This window comes from Pseudomonas sp. N2-3-1-14, assembly GCF_041228395.1.
In the GTDB taxonomy this organism is placed as follows: Bacteria; Pseudomonadota; Gammaproteobacteria; order Pseudomonadales; family Pseudomonadaceae; genus Aquipseudomonas.
Map to the genome: position 1 here is coordinate 6,296,063 of NZ_CP166199.1, position 19,103 is coordinate 6,315,165.

The 19,103-nt window shown below is 62.1% G+C and carries 13 protein-coding genes and 1 pseudogene; 7 read left to right on the top strand and 7 right to left on the bottom strand.

What is annotated here, in order from left to right:
- From AB5I78_RS29210 to AB5I78_RS29225, 4 genes and pseudogenes are all read left to right on the top strand, one after another.
- On the top strand, positions 1–1,299 hold the full coding sequence (locus AB5I78_RS29210; protein WP_369302792.1) for a phosphatase PAP2/dual specificity phosphatase family protein: 1,299 nt from the start codon (positions 1–3) through the stop codon (positions 1,297–1,299).
- A complete protein-coding gene (locus AB5I78_RS29215) occupies positions 1,289–1,732 on the top strand; it encodes a hypothetical protein (RefSeq protein WP_119741217.1) in 444 nt (147 codons plus the stop codon). The genes AB5I78_RS29210 and AB5I78_RS29215 overlap by 11 nt, the downstream gene beginning before the upstream one ends.
- 9 nt (positions 1,733–1,741) lie before the next feature.
- Positions 1,742–2,346, top strand: a pseudogene (locus AB5I78_RS29220) (lysophospholipid acyltransferase family protein); the annotation flags it as partial.
- A 15-nt stretch (positions 2,347–2,361) separates the two neighbouring features.
- Positions 2,362–3,294 carry a phosphatidate cytidylyltransferase gene (locus tag AB5I78_RS29225; protein WP_106575956.1) on the top strand — a complete coding sequence of 311 codons (933 nt, stop codon included), beginning with the start codon at positions 2,362–2,364 and terminating at the stop codon, positions 3,292–3,294.
- Positions 3,295–3,379: 85 nt separating this feature from the next.
- Here the strand turns inward: AB5I78_RS29225 and AB5I78_RS29230 are convergent, their stop codons facing one another.
- Complete coding sequence (locus AB5I78_RS29230; protein WP_025854407.1) at positions 3,380–3,853, bottom strand: Lrp/AsnC family transcriptional regulator; 474 nt, start codon at positions 3,851–3,853, stop codon at positions 3,380–3,382.
- Positions 3,854–3,989: 136 nt separating this feature from the next.
- On the opposite strand from AB5I78_RS29230, the gene AB5I78_RS29235 reads away from it, so the two are divergent.
- The 3 genes from AB5I78_RS29235 to pbpC all read left to right on the top strand — a co-directional run bounded on the left by AB5I78_RS29235 (position 3,990) and on the right by pbpC (position 12,784).
- A complete protein-coding gene (locus AB5I78_RS29235; RefSeq protein WP_369302791.1) occupies positions 3,990–4,619 on the top strand; it encodes a LysE family translocator in 630 nt (209 codons plus the stop codon).
- A gap of 79 nt (positions 4,620–4,698) precedes the next feature.
- On the top strand, positions 4,699–10,506 hold the full coding sequence (locus AB5I78_RS29240) for an MG2 domain-containing protein (protein WP_369302790.1): 5,808 nt from the start codon (positions 4,699–4,701) through the stop codon (positions 10,504–10,506).
- The gene (gene pbpC / locus AB5I78_RS29245; protein ID WP_369302789.1) at positions 10,487–12,784 is read left to right on the top strand and encodes a penicillin-binding protein 1C; all 2,298 of its coding nucleotides are present in this window, start codon (positions 10,487–10,489) and stop codon (positions 12,782–12,784) included. The genes AB5I78_RS29240 and pbpC overlap by 20 nt, the downstream gene beginning before the upstream one ends.
- Before the next feature lie 152 nt (positions 12,785–12,936).
- On the opposite strand, the gene AB5I78_RS29250 is transcribed toward pbpC, so the two are convergent.
- The 6 genes from AB5I78_RS29250 to glmU all read right to left on the bottom strand — a co-directional run bounded on the left by AB5I78_RS29250 (position 12,937) and on the right by glmU (position 19,057).
- Positions 12,937–14,103, bottom strand: a complete 1,167-nt coding sequence (locus AB5I78_RS29250) for a hypothetical protein (RefSeq protein WP_369302788.1) — start codon at positions 14,101–14,103, stop codon at positions 12,937–12,939.
- Positions 14,100–14,486, bottom strand: a complete 387-nt coding sequence (locus AB5I78_RS29255) for a LemA family protein (RefSeq protein WP_369302787.1) — start codon at positions 14,484–14,486, stop codon at positions 14,100–14,102. Before AB5I78_RS29255 ends, AB5I78_RS29250 begins: the two co-directional genes overlap by 4 nt.
- A complete protein-coding gene (locus AB5I78_RS29260) occupies positions 14,440–14,676 on the bottom strand; it encodes a hypothetical protein (RefSeq protein WP_369302786.1) in 237 nt (78 codons plus the stop codon). Before AB5I78_RS29260 ends, AB5I78_RS29255 begins: the two co-directional genes overlap by 47 nt.
- 193 nt (positions 14,677–14,869) lie before the next feature.
- Positions 14,870–16,702, bottom strand: coding sequence for a glutamine--fructose-6-phosphate transaminase (isomerizing) (gene glmS, locus AB5I78_RS29265; protein WP_369302785.1), 1,833 nt, complete (start codon positions 16,700–16,702; stop codon positions 14,870–14,872).
- 9 nt (positions 16,703–16,711) lie between these two features.
- Positions 16,712–17,479, bottom strand: a complete 768-nt coding sequence (locus AB5I78_RS29270) for a DeoR/GlpR family DNA-binding transcription regulator (RefSeq protein WP_106575964.1) — start codon at positions 17,477–17,479, stop codon at positions 16,712–16,714.
- 210 nt (positions 17,480–17,689) lie between these two features.
- Positions 17,690–19,057, bottom strand: coding sequence for a bifunctional UDP-N-acetylglucosamine diphosphorylase/glucosamine-1-phosphate N-acetyltransferase GlmU (glmU, locus tag AB5I78_RS29275; RefSeq protein ID WP_369302784.1), 1,368 nt, complete (start codon positions 19,055–19,057; stop codon positions 17,690–17,692).
- Positions 19,058–19,103: the final 46 nt, after the last annotated feature.

The window sequence follows — 19,103 nt, forward strand, 5'->3', positions numbered from 1 at the left end:
ATGCGCGAACCCGGTTTATTGAAACCTGCGGTCCTGTGGTTGCTGCTGTTGGCGCCGCTGTTTTTCAGCACCTACGGCTTTGCCACCTGGGTCACCAGCCAGCGCAGCGACGTCGGCACACTGGTGTTCGGCTGGGAAACCCATATGCCGTTCTGGGCCTGGACCATCGTGCCCTACTGGTCCATCGACCTGCTCTACGGCTTCTCGCTGCTGCTGCCCACTAGCCGCCATGAACTCAAACAACACGCGCTGCGCCTGCTGACCGCCCAGGTGATTGCCGTGAGCTGCTTCCTGATCTGGCCGCTGCGGTTCACCTTTGAACGGCCGGCGCTGGATGGCGTATTCGGCTGGCTGTTTGCCGTGCTGGCAGGCTTCGACAAACCGTTTAATCAGGCACCGTCGCTGCACATCGCGCTGCTGGTGATTCTGTGGATCATGTACCAGCGCCACAGCCAAGGCTTCTGGCGCTGGATGGTGCACGGGTGGTTCGCGTTGATCGGTATTTCGGTGCTGACCACTTATCAACATCACTTTATCGACTTACCCACAGGCGCCCTCGCCGGCTGGCTATGCGTGTGGCTGTGGCCGCTGGAGCACCCGAGCCCGCTGTTGAATGCGCGGCTTACGCGGGATCGAAAACGCTGGCGGCTGGGCGTGCGCTACGGCCTGGGCGCGCTGGCATTGGTGATTGTCGCGTTAACACTCGGCGGTTGGTGGCTGTGGCTGCTGTGGCCGGCGGTTTCCCTGGGTTTGATCAAGGCCAATTACTTGGTACTCGGCGCGCCGGGCTTTCAAAAACGGCTCGACGGCATGCTGACGCCTGCCGCGCGCTGGCTGTATGCGCCTTACCTCGCGGCCGCGTGGCTCAACTCACGCCTGTGGACACGCAAGCATCCACAGCCTGACCTGATTGTGGATAACGTCTGGCTCGGTCGAATACCCGCCGCACGCGAGCAAGGTTCATTCAAGGCGATCGTCGATCTGTGCGCCGAATTGCCGATTAATCCACAGGGCCGCGCTTATGCATGCGTCCCCGTGCTGGACCTGATTGCGCCGACACCCGCCGAATGCCTGCAAGCCGCCCAAGCCATTGAGCGCCTGCGCGCAAGCGGGCCATTACTGGTGTGCTGCGCCCTCGGTTACTCACGCAGCGCCACCGCCGTTGCAGCCTGGCTGCTGCACAGTGGGCGCGCCACAACGGTGGACGAGGCACTGGCTATTATTCGTACAGCGCGGGCCCATGTGGTCCTGCACCCCGCTCACCGCGAAGCTTTGGAGGGTTTAGCCCATGCCCGCTGATATGGAACTCCAGGTGGTCGCCAGCCTGCTGCGCCGTGGTCGCTCGCTGGATCAGTTATCCACAGGCCTGACGCTGCTCGGCGTGCTTTTCGGCCTAGCCCAACTGCTGATGGCGAGTGTCGCGCCAATCTGCCTGCTGCTCAGCCTGTGGATGATTGTCCTCGGGCTGCTGCAAAAGTACTGGGCGCTGCGCGTCGCCTTTGATGCCGACCTGTTCGCGCTGCTCGCTCGCGACACCGAGCGCACCCCCGACCTCGACCAGGCCCTGCAAACCCTTGGCCTGCAATCGGCCAAGCGGGTCGGTCGGCCCTGGACCGAACGCCGTCGCGGCGCCCTCAAACTGCTGCGCAAGCAGGCCTGGCTGCTGGGCGCACAAATGCTGCTGACCCTGGCCGTGATCCTCGCCAGCCCTTGGCTACCTTTCGCCGGATAAGGAATCCCCATGTTCGAACCTGTGGTTGCCACCCTGATCACCTCAATGGCCCGCACCGTAACCGGCGCCCGCAGCCTGTGGCTGGGGTGCGCGCCGGTGCCGGTGCAGCGCATCTATTTCGCCAACCACAGCAGCCACGGCGACTTCGTGCTGGTGTGGGCATCCTTGCCGCAAAACCTGCGCACGTTCACGCGTCCGGTGGCCGGCAGCGACTACTGGAACAAAAGCGCCCTGCGCCGTTACATCATCAACCGCGTGTTCAACGGCGTGCTGATCGACCGCGAACGCAAAGACCCTGTGGATAACCCACTGCAGCCTATGCTTGCCGCCCTGGAAGGTGGCGACTCGCTGATTATCTTCCCGAAGGCACGCGCAATCTCGAAGACGGCTTGCTGCCCTTCAAGAGCGGCCTGTACCACTTGGCAAAAAGTTACCCACAGGCCGAATTGATCCCGGTGTGGATCGCCAACCTCAACCGGGTCATGCCCAAGGGTCGCGTACTGCCGCTGCCATTGCTGTGCACCACCAGCTTTGGTGCTCCCCTGCAATTGGAAGATAACGAAGACAAAGCCGCCTTCCTCGCCCGCACCCGCGACGCCCTGCTTGCCCTTGCCCGGAGCATGTCTGACATGGATAGCCAAACCCTGATGTTGTTCGGCGGGATCGGCGCCATCCTGGTGCTCGCCTCGCTGATCGGCCTGATCCTCAAGTTGCGCACCCGCGGTACGCCAAATGCGGTCGTCGACAACCTCAACGCCCGTATCAATGCCTGGTGGGTGATGGTCGTGGTGATCGGCATCGCCTTCTGGCTCGGCACCGGTGCGGTGATCCTGCTGTTCTACGCGGTGTCGTTCTACGCCCTGCGCGAATTTCTCACCCTCACGCCGACCCGGCGCAGCGACTACCCGGCGCTGGTGGCCGCGTTCTACCTGGCCTTGCCGCTGCAATACCTGCTGATCTATTCCGATTGGTACGGGCTGTTCTCGATCTTCATCCCGGTGTACGTGTTCCTGCTGCTGCCGATCCTCGCTTCGCTGGGGGGCGACAGCACGCACTTCCTGGAGCGCGCGTCGAAGGTGCAATGGGGCCTGATGATTGCAGTGTTCTGCGTGTCCTTCGTCCCGGCCCTGCTGACCCTCGACATTCCTGGCTACGAAGGTCGCAACCTGTTGCTGATCGCCTACCTGGTGATCGTGGTGCAGCTGTCGGACGTGCTGCAATACGTGTGTGGCAAGCTGTTCGGCAAACACAAGATCGCGCCCAACCTGTCGCCGTCCAAAACCGTCGAAGGCTTTGTTGGCGGGATCCTGCTGTCATCCCTGATCGGCGCAGCGCTGTGGTGGACCACGCCGTTCAACCCGTGGCAGTCGTTCTTGATCGCGCTGCTGATCAACCTGCTGGGCTTTGCCGGCGGCATTGTGATGTCGGCGATCAAGCGCGACCGAGGCGTGAAAGATTGGGGCCATATGATCGAAGGTCACGGCGGGATGCTGGACCGGCTGGATTCGGTGTGTTTTGCCGCGCCGATTTTCTTCCACCTTGTTCGCTACTGGTGGACCTGAGACATACCACCTCAAGCTCAACGCGGATCACCTGTGGGAGCAGGCTTGCCTGCTCCCACAGTGGTTTTGCGGTGTTTTCAAGTGTTCAGCCTGGCAGGTGCCCCAAAGGCAAGGCGCCTGGGGTTTTCACGGTCTGGATCGCAAAGTTGCTGCGGATGTCCCTCACGCCCGGCAGCTTCAACAGGCTGCCGGTGACGAACCGCTCGTACCCACGCAAATCCGGCACCACCACCTGCAACAGAAAATCCGACTCCCCCGACACCAGAAATGCCGAGATCACCTCGGGCAGTGCGGTCACCGCCTCGCGAAAGGCATTGGCCTCGGTGTCGTTGTGCCGCTCCACCTTCACGCCGACGAACACCATCATGCCCAGGCCCACTTCATCGCGATCCAGGGTCGCTTGATAGCCGCGAATCACGCCGGCTTCTTCCAGCAGCCTCACACGGCGCAAACAGGGTGAGGCAGACAGGCCGATCTCATCCGCCAGTTGCACGTTACTCAGGCGCCCATCGCGTTGCAGGGCTTCAAGAATCTTGCGGTCAAAGGCATCAAGTTTCAGATTTGGCATAAATGAATGGCCGCAAGCTTAATCAATGGCAGACAGTGCCAAGAATAGACGCCTTTTAAGCTGAATACGCAAGCACCTGCCCCGGCCTTCCCTCCTAGAATCAGCCGACACATCAAGGGGGTGGAACATGACAGAGCTGTGGCTATTTCTGATGGCGCTTTCGGTGGCGTTTCTGCTGCCGGGGCCGGACATGATCCTGTTGCTGCAAACCGGCGCACGCCAGGGCAAAGCGCTGGCACTGACCACGGCCATCGGCCTGGGCCTCGCCCGGGCCTGCCATGTGGTGTTGGCGGGCATGGGGCTGGCGACCTTGTTCAAGGTGGCGCCCTGGACCTTCGACGTGGTGCGCCTGGGCGGTGCGGCCTACCTGTTATGGCTGGGCGTGCAATGCCTGCGTGCCAACGGGCTGCCATCGCTCGACGCCTCTCACGGCGCACCACCCGCCCATGCCTGGCGCATGGCCTTTCAACGCGGACTGCTGACGAACCTGCTCAACCCAAAGGCCCTGGTGTTCTGCTCGGTGCTGCTGCCGCAATTCATCAACCCGCAAGCCGGCCCGGTGGCGGCGCAGTTTGCATGGCTGGGGGTGATGCTAGTGACGGTGGGCTTCGCGTTTGACTGTTGCTACGCCCTGGCCGGCGCGCGCATCGGCCGCTGGCTGGCCAGCAATCGCTCGGCGCAGCGCCTGCAGCAGTGGTTGTTCGGCAGCCTTTTGATCGGTTTTGCGGTGCGTCTCACTTTTGTGCAACACGCCTGAGCGTTTGCGGCATATTCACGTCATCTTTTGTATCAAAGACGCGTGTAAGATACGCCGCACTTAGCCAGGGATGCTCACCATGTTCGATGCGTTGAAAGCGATCAGCCGCCGTTTTCTCGGCCTGTTAACCACGGTGGTGAGTGCCCTGTTCGGCCAATGGCAGCCGCCTTTCTGGCTGCGCGCCATCGGCCGAGGCCTTGCGAACCTTGGCCGCAACGCTCGCGCCTATCCGCGCCAGGCCGGCGCCGGCGTGTTGGGCCTGGTGTTACTGGCTGGCGCAGGATTCTACGGCTGGCACTGGTATTCAAACCTGCCGCAGCCGCACACCGTTGGTTATTCGTTGCACAAGCCAAACCTGACGGATTACACCCAGCAACCGCCGGTGGTGGATAACTTGCAGGTGCGTTTCGCCGAATCCGTGGCCCCCTTGGCGGCGATTGGCAAACCGGTGACTGAGGGCATCACCCTCAAACCCACCGTGGCAGGCGCCTGGCGCTGGTCCGATGACCGCACTTTACTGTTCGTGCCAGAAAAAGACTGGCCAGTAGACGCCCACTACACGCTCGACCTGGCGAAGAAAAACCTCCTGGCCGACGGCGTGTTGCTCAGCCAGTACAGCAGCCAGTTTTCCACCCAGCCATTCCGCGCCACCCTGGCACAAAACGAGCTGTATCAAGACCCGTCCAACCCGACGCTGAAACAGCTGGTCGCGACCTTCCACTTTTCCCACCCGGTGGATGAAGACAACCTGCGCAAGCGCGTGTCTGTGACCCTCGGCAAAGGCCTGGCCTACCGCGACGCGCAGTTGCCCAACCGCCCGGAAATCACCTTCGACGACAACAAGCTCAACGCCTACGTACGCTCCGCCGCCCTCGCCACGCCACTGGAAAGCACGCCGGTCAGCGCCAAGCTCGACGAAGGCATCAAGGCCCGTGACGGTGGCAACGCCAGCACCGCGCCGCTGGTGTCGGAAGTCACCGTGCCCGGCCGTTATCGCCTGACCTTCACCGGCGCCGACGTCAGCTTTGTCGACAATGAACGCGGTGAACCGGAACCGGTGCTGATGTTCAGCAGCTCCAGCGCCGTGGCCGATGACACCATTGCCGGTAAGGTCCAGGCGTGGCTGCTGCCGGAAAAAGCCCAGGACGACACCCGCCCCTATACCAGCAACGACATCGACGACGCCCTGCTCGCCCGCAGCACCAAGATCACCCTGACCCATGTGCCCAGCGTCGAGCCGCTGAACACCTTGCACGCGTTCAAGTTCAAGGCCCCGGCCGGTCGCGCGCTGTATGTGCGCGTGCCCGCCAACCTGGAAGCCATGGGCGGCTATCTGGCGAAAAACCCTACAGCCTCGTTGATCAGCATGCCGGCGTATCCGCGCACGCTGCAGTTCCTGTCCAACGGCGCGCTGCTGAGCCTCAACGGTGAAAAACGCCTGGGCTTCATGGCCCGTGGCGTGCCCGGTGCCCATGTGGAAATCGCCCGGCTGCTGCCCAACCAGTTGCAACACCTGGTAGACCAGAGCAGCGGCAGTTTTGCCCGGCCCAATTTCGGCAACGAATACTTTGATCGGATGGTCGAGCGCCAGTCGCTGGATATTGCGCTGTCGTCCAATGACCCGGCGAAAACCGTCTACGACAACGTCGACCTGAGCCACTACCTCACCGCCAACGGCGGGCGTCGTGGCATTTTCGTGCTCAAGCTCAGCCCTCAGGATGACCCTGCAGAACGCACGTTCGAATACGACCGCAGCAGTACCAGCGACCTGCGCTTTATCGTGGTGACTGACCTGGGCATCATCGCCAAGCGCTCCAGCGACGGCAGCCATGATGTGTACGTGCAGTCGATCGGCAATGGGTCGCCGGTGGCCGACGCACAGGTCGACATCATTGGTCGCAACGGCCTGCCGGTCAGCAGTGGCCGTACCGACACCGAAGGCCATGCGCATTTCGCCAAGCTGGATGAACTGCGCCGTGAGAAAACGCCGCTGATGTATGTAGTCACTCGCGGCAATGACCAATCCTTCCTGCCAATTGCCCGTCAGTCGCAGCAGCTGGATTTGTCGCGCTTTGATGTAGGCGGTTTGGAAGAAGACGGCGCGATTGATCGCCTCAGCGCCTACCTGTTCACCGACCGCGGCCTGTATCGCCCTGGCGAGACTGCGCACTTGGGCATGATCGTGCGCAGCGGCAACTGGAAAGGCGCCCTGCAAGGCCTGCCGGTGGAGCTGCAAATCACCGACCCGCGTGGCCTGGAAGTGATTCGCCAACCCCTGAAGTTATCCACCAGCGGTTTTGAAACCTTTGATTTCCCCAGCAGCGACGTCGCCCCCGCAGGCGATTACACCGCGACCTTGCAATTGATTGGCGAGAAAAACACCCGCACCGACCTGGGCAGTGTCAGCTTCAAGGTCCGCGATTTCGAGCCGGACCGCATGAAGGTCAGCCTGAGCCTGCACGACACGCCCGTATTGGGCTGGATTCCACCGGACCAGGTGGTGGCCAAAGTCACTGCAATGCACTTGTTCGGCGCCCCGGCCGCCGGCCGCCGGGTGACGGCGAAGATGTCCTTGAGCCCGACGCTTGCGGCCTTCGACCGTTATCCCGATTACCGCTTCCGCCTCAACAACTCATTGGAAGACGCCAGCACCGAAGACCTCGCCGAAACCACCGTCGAAGATAACGGCCAGGCCGTGCTCGACCTTAACCTGCAACGCTTCGCCAACAGCACCTATCGCCTGCAGGTCATGACCCAGGTGTTCGAGGCTGAAGGTGGGCGTAATGTGGCGGCGCAAAGTGCGCTGCTGGTGTCGTCCGCGCCGTATCTGGTGGGTGTGAAAAGTCAGGATTCGCTGTCGTACGTCGCCAAGGACGCCCCGCGTCAGGTGCAGTGGCTGGCCGTCGCGCCGGACCTCACGCCATTGGCGGTGGACGGCCTGACCAGTGAAGTGGTCGAGCACCGTTATGTGTCGGTGCTGGTGAAACAGTCCAATGGCACCTACAAATACGAGTCGCGCATCAAGAACATCAGCCAGCCCGCCTCGCCATTGACGATGACCAAGGACGGCGCCAAGCAGACCCTGAACACCGGTACGCCGGGCGATTTCACCCTGCAACTCAAGGATGCCAACGGCAACCTGCTCAACCAGATCGACTACAGCGTGGCCGGACGTGGCAACACGTCGCGCTCCCTGGAGCGTAATGCCGAGTTGCAGCTGCGCCTGGATAAACGCAGCTACGCCACCGGCGATGAGATTGCGATCAGCATCCGCGCGCCGTACACCGGCGCGGGTTTGATCACCATCGAGCGCGACAAGGTTTACACCCAGCAATGGTTCAAGGCCGACAGCACCAACAGCGTGCAACATATCCGCGTGCCTGCAGGCCTTGAGGGCAATGCCTACGTCAACGTGCAGTTTGTGCGCGACATCGGCTCGTCCGAGGTTTATATGAGCCCGCTGTCCTACGGCGTGGTGCCGTTCAGCATCAACCTCGATGCGCGGCGCATGGCGCTGAAGGTCGAAGGCCCGGCGAAGATCGAGCCGGGGCAAACTCTGGACATCAAGGTCACCGCCGACCGCCCAGGCCGCGCGGTGGTCTACGCGGTGGACGAAGGCATTCTGCAAGTGGCGCGCTACCAGACGCCAGACCCGTTGGGTTTCTTCTTCCAGAAGCGCGCACTGGAGGTCGGCACCAGTCAGATTCTTGACCTGATCCTGCCGGAATTCAGCCGCTTGCTCAGTGGGGCGGCGCCCGGTGGCGATACGGAAGGCGCCCTGGCCAACCACCTCAACCCGTTCAAGTGTAAACATCAGCCGCCCGTGGCGTGGTGGTCCGGGCTGGTGGACCTGCCGGTCGGTGAAACGGTGCTGCATTACCAGGTGCCGGACAGCTTCAACGGCAAGCTGCACCTGTTTGCGGTGGCGGTGGATGCCGACAGCGTGGGTGTCAGCGAGGCCAACACCGAGGTGCGTGGGCCGATCGTGATCACACCGAACGTACCGGCTTTTATCGCGCCGGGGGATGTGTTCAACGTGAGCGCCGGGGTGTTCAGCAACCTCGACGCGGCAGCCGACGTGAAGTTTGAAGTGCAGACCAGCGACGGCCTCACCGTGCAGGGCGACAAAGGCAGCACCTTGTCATTGCAACCGCGCAAGGAAGGCACCGCCGAGTTCAAGATCAAGGTCGGCGAAACCCTCGGTTCGGCGGACCTGCGCTTTATCGCCGTGCTGCCAGACGGCAAACGCATCCAGGTAGCAGAAACCACCTCGATCCGCCCACTGAGCGAACACCGCGTGGCCCTGAGCCTGGGTCGTTTCGACAGCGCCAGCAAAGAGCTCAAGCCAACGCGCGAGCTGTTCAGCCAGCTGCGCGACGTGCAACTGGGCGTGGCAGCCTCGCCGCTGGTGTGGGCCAACGGCCTCAAGCATTACCTGGACGACTACGGCTATGCCTGCACCGAGCAATTGGTGTCCAAGGCCATGCCGGCGTTGATCTGGGGCGGCACGGCGCCCGAGGCCGAGCAAGCGTTCACCAGCGCAGTGCGTATGTTGCGCCAACGCCAGAACCAGGCCGGTGGTTTCGGTTTGTGGGCCGCCAACCCGGATGTGGCGCCTTATGCCAGCCTGTACGCCACCGACTTCCTGATCGAAGCCAAAGAACGCGGGCTGCCGGTGCCGGAAGATTTGCTGGTGCGCGCCAATGCTTATCTGACAGAACTGGCCAACGGCCCGAGCGAAGGGCTGTCGGAATTGCGCAACCGTGCCTACGCCAGTTACCTGCTGAGCCGTCAGGGGATTCTGGTGAGCGGCGCCTTGAGCGATATCCGCGAGCGCTACGAGAGTTACTTTAAAGACACCTGGCAGAACGACCTGGGCGCCGCGTACCTGGCCGCCAGCTACAAGCTGCTCAAGCAGGACCGCCAGGCCGATACGCTGTTCCGCAAAATCCCATGGCGCTCCCTTGTGGATAAGTGGGACAGCGACGGCCTGTATTACGACCCGCTGGTGCACGACGCCGAACACCTGCACCTGCTGGCACGCCACTTCCCTGAGTTGCTGGACGATGTACCAGCAGCCTTGCTGGATAAGCTCGGCAAGCGTCTCAACGAGCAACGTTACAATTCGCTGTCGGCCGCCCTGCTGCTGCGAGCCCTGGACAACTATGGCCAGCGCGCGCAAAGCGACATGACCCTCAAAGCCACCGCCTGGCTGGGCGACAAGCAGCAGCAACTGCTGGAAATGGCCGGTCAGCCGCCACGCGCCGCCGTACCAGGTGCCACGCAAAAACTGGTGATGGAAAAAACCGACGGCCCGGCCGCGTTCTACATGCTCAGCGAGGCCGGTTTCGACAAGGGCGCCAAGCTCAAGCCGATCAACAATGGCCTGGAAATCATCCACGAATACCTCGACCTCAAAGGCGAGCCGGTGAGCAAAGTGGCGGTCGGCGATGAGTTCCTGGTGCGTCTGCGCCTGCGTGCGACCGACCGCGACCAAGTGCAACAAGTGGCCGTGGTCGACCTGCTGCCCGGCGGCGTCGAGCCTGTGTATAACTTGCCGCCGGAGCCGGAAACCGCCAGCGCCGATGAAAGTGAAGGCGACGATTCGGAGTACGTGGAAACCGCCGACGGGGATGAAGCGGATGCCTGGCAGGCGCCTATCGGCGAAACCGAACTGAGCAACTGGCAGCCGGACTACGTGGACGTGCGCGATGATCGGGTGGTGTTGTACGGCACCGCGCTGCGCGATGTGGGCACTTTCGTCTACCGCGTGCGCGCCACCAACGCCGGCACCTTCAACACGCCACCGGCCTACGCCGAAGGGATGTACGAAACCACCCTGCAAGGGCGCGGCAAAGTAGGCCAGCTTGAAATTACCAAGCCTTAAACGCCTGACGCCGCTGCTGGCAGCGGCGGTGGTGCTGGTGGGCTTGCGGTTGTGGCCGCACGCCCCGCTGGAACAGGCCGTCACCTCTTCGCGGGTGGTGTTGGCCGACGACGGCGCGCTGCTGCGCATGACGTTGGCGGATGACGGCCAATACCGGTTGTGGCTGCCGCTTGCGCGCATGTCGCCGTCACTGGTCGAGGCGTTGCTGCTCAAGGAAGACCGCAATTTTTATTGGCACCCGGGGATCAATCCCCCGGCGTTGCTGCGCGCGGCCATGGCCACCTACAGCGGCGGCCAACGCCAGGGCGGTTCGACCTTGAGCATGCAACTGGCGCGGCGCTTGTGGGATTTGAACACTCGCCAGGTGCCGGGCAAGTTGCAGCAGATGGCCTTGGCGTTGTGGCTGGAGGCGCGCTACAGCAAGCACGACATCCTCGAGGCCTACCTGAATCTGGCGCCCATGGGCGGCAATATCGAAGGCGCCGAGGCGGCCAGTCGCATTTACTTTGGCAAATCGGCAGCACAGTTGTCGTTGTCCGAAGCACTGGCGCTGGCGGTGATTCCCCAGCAACCGGGGCGACGCGCGCGCTTCGGGCCCTCGCTGCAAAACGCGCGGCTGCGCTTGATGGCCGACTGGCGCGAGACTTATCCACACGACCCACGAAACGACAGTTTGCTCGACTTGCCGCTGGAGGCGCGCAACCGCCAGCAAATCCCGTTTCTGGCGCCGCACCTGAGCGAACAGTTGCTGGCTTCACAGGCTGGCAACGAGTTGAACACCACGCTCAACCTGCCGCTTCAGCAACTGCTCGAGCGCCTGATTACCGGATTTATCGCCGAGCGGCGCAGCACAGGCGTGGAGAACGCCACAGCGATCCTGATCGACAGCCGCGACCAGAGCGTAAAAGCGCTGGTGGGCTCGGCGGATTACTTATCCACAAGCATTCACGGGCAGGTCAACGGCGTGTTGGCGCGGCGCTCGCCGGGGTCGACCCTCAAACCGTTTCTGTATGGGCTGGCGCTGGATCAGGGTGTGATCCACCCCATGAGCATCCTCAAGGATTTGCCGAGCAACTTCGGCTACTTCCAGCCGGAAAATTTCGACGGCAGTTTTATCGGGCCGCTGACAGCGCGGGATGCTTTGATCCGTAGTCGCAATATCCCGGCGGTGTGGCTGGCCAGCCAAGTCAAATCACCCTCGCTGTATGGTTTGCTACAACGCGCCGGCATCCAGGGCCTGCGCGGCGAAAGCCATTACGGCCTGGCGTTGGCCCTCGGCGGTGGTGAGATGACGCCCGAGGAGCTGGCGCGGCTGTATGTGATGCTGGCCGGTGACGGGCATCTGCGGCCGTTACGGTATTTGCAGGAACAGCCGCCATCCACTGGACCGCAACTGCTCACGCCGCAGGCCGCGTTTATGGTGCGCGACATGTTGCGCCGCAACCCACGGCCGGATGGCTTGCCGGGCCGCCATTGGCGCACCGCGTGGAAAACCGGCACCTCGTGGGGGTTTCACGATGCGTGGAGCGCGGGTCTGGTCGGGCCGTACGTGCTGGTGGTGTGGGTGGGTAATTTCGATGGTCGACCGAACCCTGCGTTTATCGGCGCCAAGACCGCTGCGCCGTTGTTCTTTCGCATCGCTGACGCCCTGCCGCTGGCGCTGCCCAACGTGGTGATAAAACCTGACAAGCCACCCGCCGGGTTGGTGCGCATCGACGTGTGTGCCGCTTCCGGTGAGTTGCCCAACCGCTGGTGCCCGCAAACCCGCAAGACCTGGTACATCCCCGGTGTGTCGCCGATTCGTGTGTCGAACCTGCACCGCCCGGTGCTGATCGACACCCGCACTGGCAAGGCCGCGTGCCCGCCGTTCGATGCGCAATACACCCGTGAAGAAGTCTTCGAATTCTGGCCAAGCGATGTGCAGCGCCTGTATCGCGCTGCCGGCTTGCCTCGGCGCACGCCGCCTAATGTAATGAAAAATTGCCAGCCCAACCGCATCAGCGACCAAAGCGAAGCCCCGCAGATTCGCTCGCCGCTGACCCAGGTGAGCTACCAGTTGCGACTGTCCCAGCCGCAGGAAAGTATCCCGCTCAATGCCAACGCGGCCAGCGACGCAACCACGCTTTACTGGTTTGCCGACCAGACGCTGATAGGCCAAGGCCCGCCGCAAACCACGTTGAACTGGCGGCCGGGCAAGTCGGGCGAATACCGGTTGCGGGTCAGTGATGATCAAGGCCGCAGTGCGAGCCGCGGGTTGAAGGTGGAGTTTGTGCCGTGATCACAGGGTACTTGGCTGGATAAGCGCAGATCCCCCCTGTGGGAGCGGGCTTGCCCGCGAAGACGGTGGCCCAACAAACAGTGATGTTGACTGACCCACCGCTTTCGCGGGCAAGCCCGCTCCCACATTTGATCTCCTGCGCGACGCCCTGATCAGGCGTCTTCATCGCCGAAGCTGGCTTTGCCGGCATCCTTGGAAAAATGCTTGAAGGCCGCACCCAGCTTGCGTTGCTCGAAGATCGAAAACACCAATGTGCCGAGCAAGATCAGCATCCACACCAGAAACAGCTTCAAGGTATCCACCTGAGCCACAAACAGCAGCAGCGTGACCACGCCGCCGATGACCATGCCCAATCCCATCCACGCACCCAGCACCCGACCCACCGCCAGGCGCATGCCCTTGGGCAGCACCAGCCGGGTCGCCACCATCACCACGATGATCGTCAGGAAAAAACCAAACGCCGCCATGAACGGAATCGGGAAACCGCCCTCGCGGTACAGCCAGGCCAGCAGCCGATACACGGGGCCCAGTGGCGCCATTTGCTGATACGTGTCGGGACCGGGTAAATGCAGTTGGGCGAAATGCGCGGGCGTCATGGCCATGATGCCCACGCCGATCATCCCGACCACGGCGGCATAGAAACCACCGGCACGCCACAGCGGCGCCAGCACGCGAGTGTTTTCCACATCCTGGGTCAGCGCCAGGCCGAACACCGCATTGCGCTGTTTGCCCTGGGCAATCGCAGGTTTGCCGTCGCGCTCACAGGCATCGCCAATCAGCATCACGTCCAGGTCCTGGACCAGCAGGATTTCGCCTTGGCGTCGGGAACTGCCGACGAGTTCGTAGTCGTCGGGGGCCTTGTTGCCGAACAGATCAATGCCTTCGGCGATCACGCGGATCTCACCCGTTGCATCCTGCAGGCGAAAGTCATTGCAGCGCGCCTCGCCGGATACCCGGCTCCAGTTCCAGCGCCCGTCGTCGTCTTTCTTGCCGTCCTCGACAACCCAGACATAGCCCACGCACGGCTTGCCATTCACCGGCGACAGCTGGGTTTTGTCGGCAATCACTTTGCCGCGCACTTCCACCAGGCCCATCGCCAGCGAACGAATCTGGCTGGTGGCCAGCCGCTGTTCGGTTTTATAGAAGTTGGGCCCGAAGCTGAGCAGCAGGCCGACCAGAATGCCCACAGGGAAAAACAGCGCGATAAAAATGTGCGGTGCGTAAGCAATCAAGCTGATGAAGCCTGCGAGCAACACCAGCGCCAACGCGGTTTTCCACTTGGGTTTCTTCGCGACGACGCCTGCCTGGGTGGTTTTCATGCCCCCGGCACCTCAAGCTTTACGCCTTCGTAGCGGGTTTCTTCGGCGCTGATCGCCAGCAACGGAATACGCTGATAGCTGAGCATTCGCGCAAAGAACAGGTCGGGGAACACCGCGATGGCGATGTTGTAGAGGTTGACCGACTCGTTGAAGAACTCACGCCGGTCGGCAATGCGCTCCTCCACCGCCGAAATGGCCTGCTGCAATTCGACCATGTTCGGCCCGGAGATCAACGCCGGATAACTCTCTGCCACCGCAATCACCGACTTGAGCGCGGCATTGAGCTGGTTGGACGCATCCACCTTGTCGTTGAGGCTGCTGGCATTCAAGTATTGGTTACGCGCGTCGCTCAGCCGCGTAAACAGCGCGTTCTCGTGGTTCATGGCGGTCTGCACCACGCGCATCGGGGATCTGGTCGGCCCGTTGCTTGAGCAGCACGTCAATGTTGGCGAACGCCTTATCCACATCGTTACGCCGCATGACCAGGCCGTTGTAGACCCCGACCATCCAGCCGATCACGCCCACGACAATGATCAGCACGACGATGCCGGCGATTAGCAGTTCTATGTTCATGGAAGGCATCCCTGGCTGAGTTATCCACAGGGAGGCATTCTAGGGGGAACCTGACAGGCGTATGCGGTATTGGCGCACAAAAACGATAAACGCCGATGACCGGTTGCTTCGGCGGTTTTCTACACGTTTTTCGCCCATAAAAAACCCTCGATTGCCGAGGTTTTTTTAAGTGATGCCTTACGAGTCCAACGTATTACTCCACCGTCACCGACTTCGCCAGGTTACGCGGCTGGTCCACGTCGGTGCCCTTGAGCACGGCAACGTAGTAGGACAGCAACTGCAGCGGGATGGTGTAGAGGATCGGTGACAGGGTGTCGTGGATGTGCGGCATGTTGATGACGTGGGTGCCTTCGGCGTTGGTCATGCCGGCTTTTTCGTCGGCGAACACGATCAATTGGCCGCCACGGGCGCGCACTTCCTGCAGGTTGGATTTGAGCTTTTCCAGCAGTTCGTTGTTCGGCGCGACGGTGACCACTGGCATGTCATCATCCACCAGGGCCAGTGGGCCGTGTTTCAGCTCACCGGCTGGGTAGGCTTCGGCGTGGATGTAGGAGATTTCCTTAAGCTTGAGCGAGCCTTCCATCGCCACCGGGTATTGCGCGCCACGGCCGAGGAACAGGGTGTGGTTTTTGTCGGCGAACAGTTCAGCGACTTTTTCCACGGTGCTGTCCATGGCCAGGGCTTCGCCCAGGCGGGTTGGCAGGCGGCGCAGTTCTTCGACCAGCGTGGCTTCGACGCCTTCGGCGAGGGTGCCGCGGACTTGGCCCAGGGACAGGGTCAGCAACAACAAGCCAACCAGCTGGGTGGTGAAGGCTTTGGTGGAAGCCACGCCGATTTCGCGACCGGCCTGGGTCAGCAGGGTCAGGTCGGATTCGCGCACCAGCGAGCTGATGCTGACGTTGCAGATCGCCAGGCTGGCGAGGAAGCCCAGCTCTTTGGCGTTGCGCAGGGCCGCCAGGGTGTCAGCGGTTTCGCCGGACTGGGAGATGGTCACGAACAGGGTGTCGGGTTGCACCACCACCTTGCGGTAGCGGAACTCGCTGGCGACTTCGACCTGGCACGGGATGCCGGCCAGTTCTTCGAGCCAGTAACGCGCAACCATGCCGGCGTGGTAGCTGGTGCCGCAGGCGACGATCTGCACATTGCGCACTTTGGCAAACAGCTCGGCAGCTTGCGGGCCGAAGGCGTTGACCAACACTTGGCTCTGGCTCAGGCGGCCTTCCAGGGTGCGTTGCACCACAGACGGTTGCTCGTGGATTTCCTTGAGCATGAAATGGCGGAATTCGCCTTTGTCAGCGGCTTCGGCGCCGTCGCGGTATTGCACGGCTTCGCGCTCGACGGAGTTGCCGTTGACGTCCCAGATCGCCACGCTTTCGCGACGGATGTCGGCGATATCGCCTTCTTCCAGGTACATGAAACGGTCAGTCACCTGGCGCAGCGCCAGTTGGTCGGAAGCAAGGAAGTTTTCGCCCAGGCCCAGGCCGATCACCAACGGGCTGCCACTGCGCGCGGCGACCACGCGGTCTGGCTGGCTGGCGCTGACCACGGCCAGGCCGTAGGCGCCGTGCAGCTCTTTAACAGTGGCCTTGAGGGCGACGGTCAGGTCGCCGAGGTCCTTGAGCTTGTGGTTCAGCAGGTGGGCGATGACTTCGGTGTCGGTGTCCGAGGTGAACACGTAGCCCAGGCCTTTGAGCTGCTCGCGCAGCACTTCGTGGTTCTCGATGATGCCGTTGTGCACCACCGCCAGGTCACCGGAGAAGTGCGGGTGGGCATTGCGTTCGCACGGCGCACCGTGGGTGGCCCAACGGGTGTGGGCAATGCCCAGACGGCCAACCAGCGGCTCGCCGAGCAGGGCTTGCTCCAGCTCACTGACCTTGCCCGGGCGACGCATACGCTCAAGCTTGCCGGCGTTGGTAAAGACCGCCACACCGGCGCTGTCGTAGCCGCGGTATTCCAGGCGCTTGAGGCCTTCAAGCAGGATGGCGGTGACGTTGCGTTCAGCGACTGCGCCTACAATTCCACACATGGTTTTCTCCTAGATGATTGCCGCGCATATCAGCGTAATGCCGCGGGCTTGGATCTGGTCGCGGGCCTCAAGCGGCAGGCGATCATCGGTAATAAGGGTATGGACGCTGCTCCAGGGCAGTTCCAGGTTGGGAATCTTGCGGCCAATCTTGTCGGACTCGACCATCACCACCACTTCACGGGCGACCTCGGCCATCACGCGGCTCAGGCCCAGCAGTTCGTTGAAGGTGGTGGTACCGCGCTGCAGATCGATGCCGTCGGCACCGATGAACAGTTGATCAAAGTCGTAGGAGCGCAGCACTTGCTCGGCCACCTGGCCCTGGAACGAGTCCGAATGCGGGTCCCAGGTGCCGCCGGTCATGAGCAGCACCGGTTCGTGTTCAAGCTCGCTCAAGGCGCTGGCCACGTGCAGGGAATTGGTCATCACCACCAGGCCGGGCTGATGGCCCAGCTCGGGGATCATGGCGGCGGTGGTGCTGCCGCTGTCGATGATGATGCGCGCGTGTTCACGCAAGCGCATCACGGCCGCACGTGCGATGGCGCGCTTGTAAGCCGAGATGGGTTGGGCGGCGTCGCCCACCAGCTCCTGAGGCATGGTGATGGCGCCACCGTAGCGGCGCAGCAACAGGCCATTGCTTTCCAGCGCGGCCAAGTCCTTGCGGATGGTGACTTCCGACGTTTCGAAACGCTTGGCCAATTCGTCCACGCTGACTTCGCCCTGTTCATTGAGCAAGGTCAGGATGTTGTGGCGTCGTTGGGGAGTATTTCGTTTCGACATGGTGATGATAAGTTTCGTTTCGAAAGATAACGAAGGCAATCAAAACCTATTGGCGAAAGATCGTCAAGCAGCGCGAACAAAATTTTTAAGCCCACCACACTGCAAATGTGGGAGGGAGCTTGCCCCCGATAGCAGAGTGTCAGTCGATTCGTAAGCTGACTGATCTACCGCCATCGGGGACAAGCCCCTCCCATATTGATTGTGGATAACTCAGGTCTTTTTGATTTTGACCGGGCGTTTCCAGCCGTCGATGTTGCGCTGACGGGCGCGGGCTACGGCCAGTTGAGACTTATCCACATCCTGGTTGATGGTTGAGCCCGCGGCAGTGTTGGACCCGTCGCCGATAGTCACGGGGGCAATCAGCGAGTTATTCGAGCCGATAAATACATCCTCACCAATCGTCGTCTGATACTTGTTCGCACCGTCGTAGTTGCACGTGATCGCACCCGCACCGATGTTGCTGCGAGCACCAATCACCGCATCGCCCAAATAAGCCAGGTGGCCGGCCTTCGCGTCGTCGCCCATGCGCGCGTTCTTCAATTCGACAAAGTTACCCACATGCGCCCTGGCCCCCAGCACGCTGCCCGGACGCAAACGCGCGAACGGCCCGGCATCGCTGCCCTCGCCCATCACCGCACCGTCGATATGGCTGTTGGCTTTGATCACCACGCCTTTGCGCAAGGTGCTGTCCTTGATCACGCAGTTCGGGCCGATCACTACGTCGTCTTCAATGATCACGCGGCCTTCAAGGATCACGTTGATGTCGATCAGCACGTCGCGGCCGACGGTGACTTCACCGCGTACGTCGAAGCGCGCCGGATCGCGCAGAGTCACGCCCTGGGCCATGAGACGGCGGCCTTCGCGCAGCTGGTAATGACGCTCCAGCTCAGCAAGCTGCTTGCGGTCGTTGGCGCCCTGCACTTCCATGGGGTCGTGGGGCTGCTCGGTGGCGACCAGCAGGCCATCACTCACGGCCATTTCGATCACGTCGGTGAGGTAGTACTCGCCCTGGGCGTTGTTGTTGGACAGACGGCTCATCCAGTCAGCAAGCTTATTGGCCGGCACCGCGAGAATCCCAGTGTTGCCTTCAGTGATGGCGCGCTGGGCATCGCTGGCGTCTTTGTGCTCGACGATAGCGGCCACCTTGCCGCCCGCATCGCGCACGATGCGGCCGTAACCGGTGGGGTCATCCAGTTCGACGGTGAGCAGCCCCATTTGGCCGGGCACGACGTGCTTGAGCAGGCGTTGCAGGGTTTCCACTTCGATCAACGGCACGTCGCCGTAGAGGATCAGCACTGTGTCGGCGCTGATGAACGGCACGGCCTGCGCGGTGGCGTGGCCGGTGCCCAGCTGTTTGTCCTGCAACACGAAATTCAGGTCATCCGCCGCCAGGCGTTCACGCACCACGTCGGCGCCGTGGCCGATCACTACGTGAATCCGCTCGGGATCCAGTTGCCGGGCGCTGTGGATAACATGGCCGAGCATGGAATTACCCGCGACCGGGTGCAGCACCTTGGGCAGGGCCGAACGCATGCGAGTGCCTTGGCCTGCGGCGAGGATAACGATTTCAAGAGACATGAATGGCTACCAATCCTGGGCGGTCCGGCTTCAGACCAGAGAAGTG

Excerpts from the sequence above, each read along its gene's own strand:
- AB5I78_RS29270 (WP_106575964.1), bottom strand. The coding sequence starts at position 17,479 with ATGTCGAAACGAAATACTCCCCAACGACGCCACAACATCCTGACCTTG.
- AB5I78_RS29250 (WP_369302788.1), bottom strand. The coding sequence starts at position 14,103 with ATGAAAACCACCCAGGCAGGCGTCGTCGCGAAGAAACCCAAGTGGAAA.
- glmS (WP_369302785.1), bottom strand. The coding sequence starts at position 16,702 with ATGTGTGGAATTGTAGGCGCAGTCGCTGAACGCAACGTCACCGCCATC.
- AB5I78_RS29260 (WP_369302786.1), bottom strand. The coding sequence starts at position 14,676 with ATGAACATAGAACTGCTAATCGCCGGCATCGTCGTGCTGATCATTGTC.
- AB5I78_RS29215 (WP_119741217.1), top strand. The coding sequence starts at position 1,289 with ATGCCCGCTGATATGGAACTCCAGGTGGTCGCCAGCCTGCTGCGCCGT.
- AB5I78_RS29255 (WP_369302787.1), bottom strand. The coding sequence starts at position 14,486 with ATGAACCACGAGAACGCGCTGTTTACGCGGCTGAGCGACGCGCGTAAC.
- AB5I78_RS29235 (WP_369302791.1), top strand. The coding sequence starts at position 3,990 with ATGACAGAGCTGTGGCTATTTCTGATGGCGCTTTCGGTGGCGTTTCTG.
- AB5I78_RS29210 (WP_369302792.1), top strand. The coding sequence starts at position 1 with ATGCGCGAACCCGGTTTATTGAAACCTGCGGTCCTGTGGTTGCTGCTG.
- AB5I78_RS29225 (WP_106575956.1), top strand. The coding sequence starts at position 2,362 with ATGGATAGCCAAACCCTGATGTTGTTCGGCGGGATCGGCGCCATCCTG.
- glmU (WP_369302784.1), bottom strand. The coding sequence starts at position 19,057 with ATGTCTCTTGAAATCGTTATCCTCGCCGCAGGCCAAGGCACTCGCATG.
- AB5I78_RS29240 (WP_369302790.1), top strand. The coding sequence starts at position 4,699 with ATGTTCGATGCGTTGAAAGCGATCAGCCGCCGTTTTCTCGGCCTGTTA.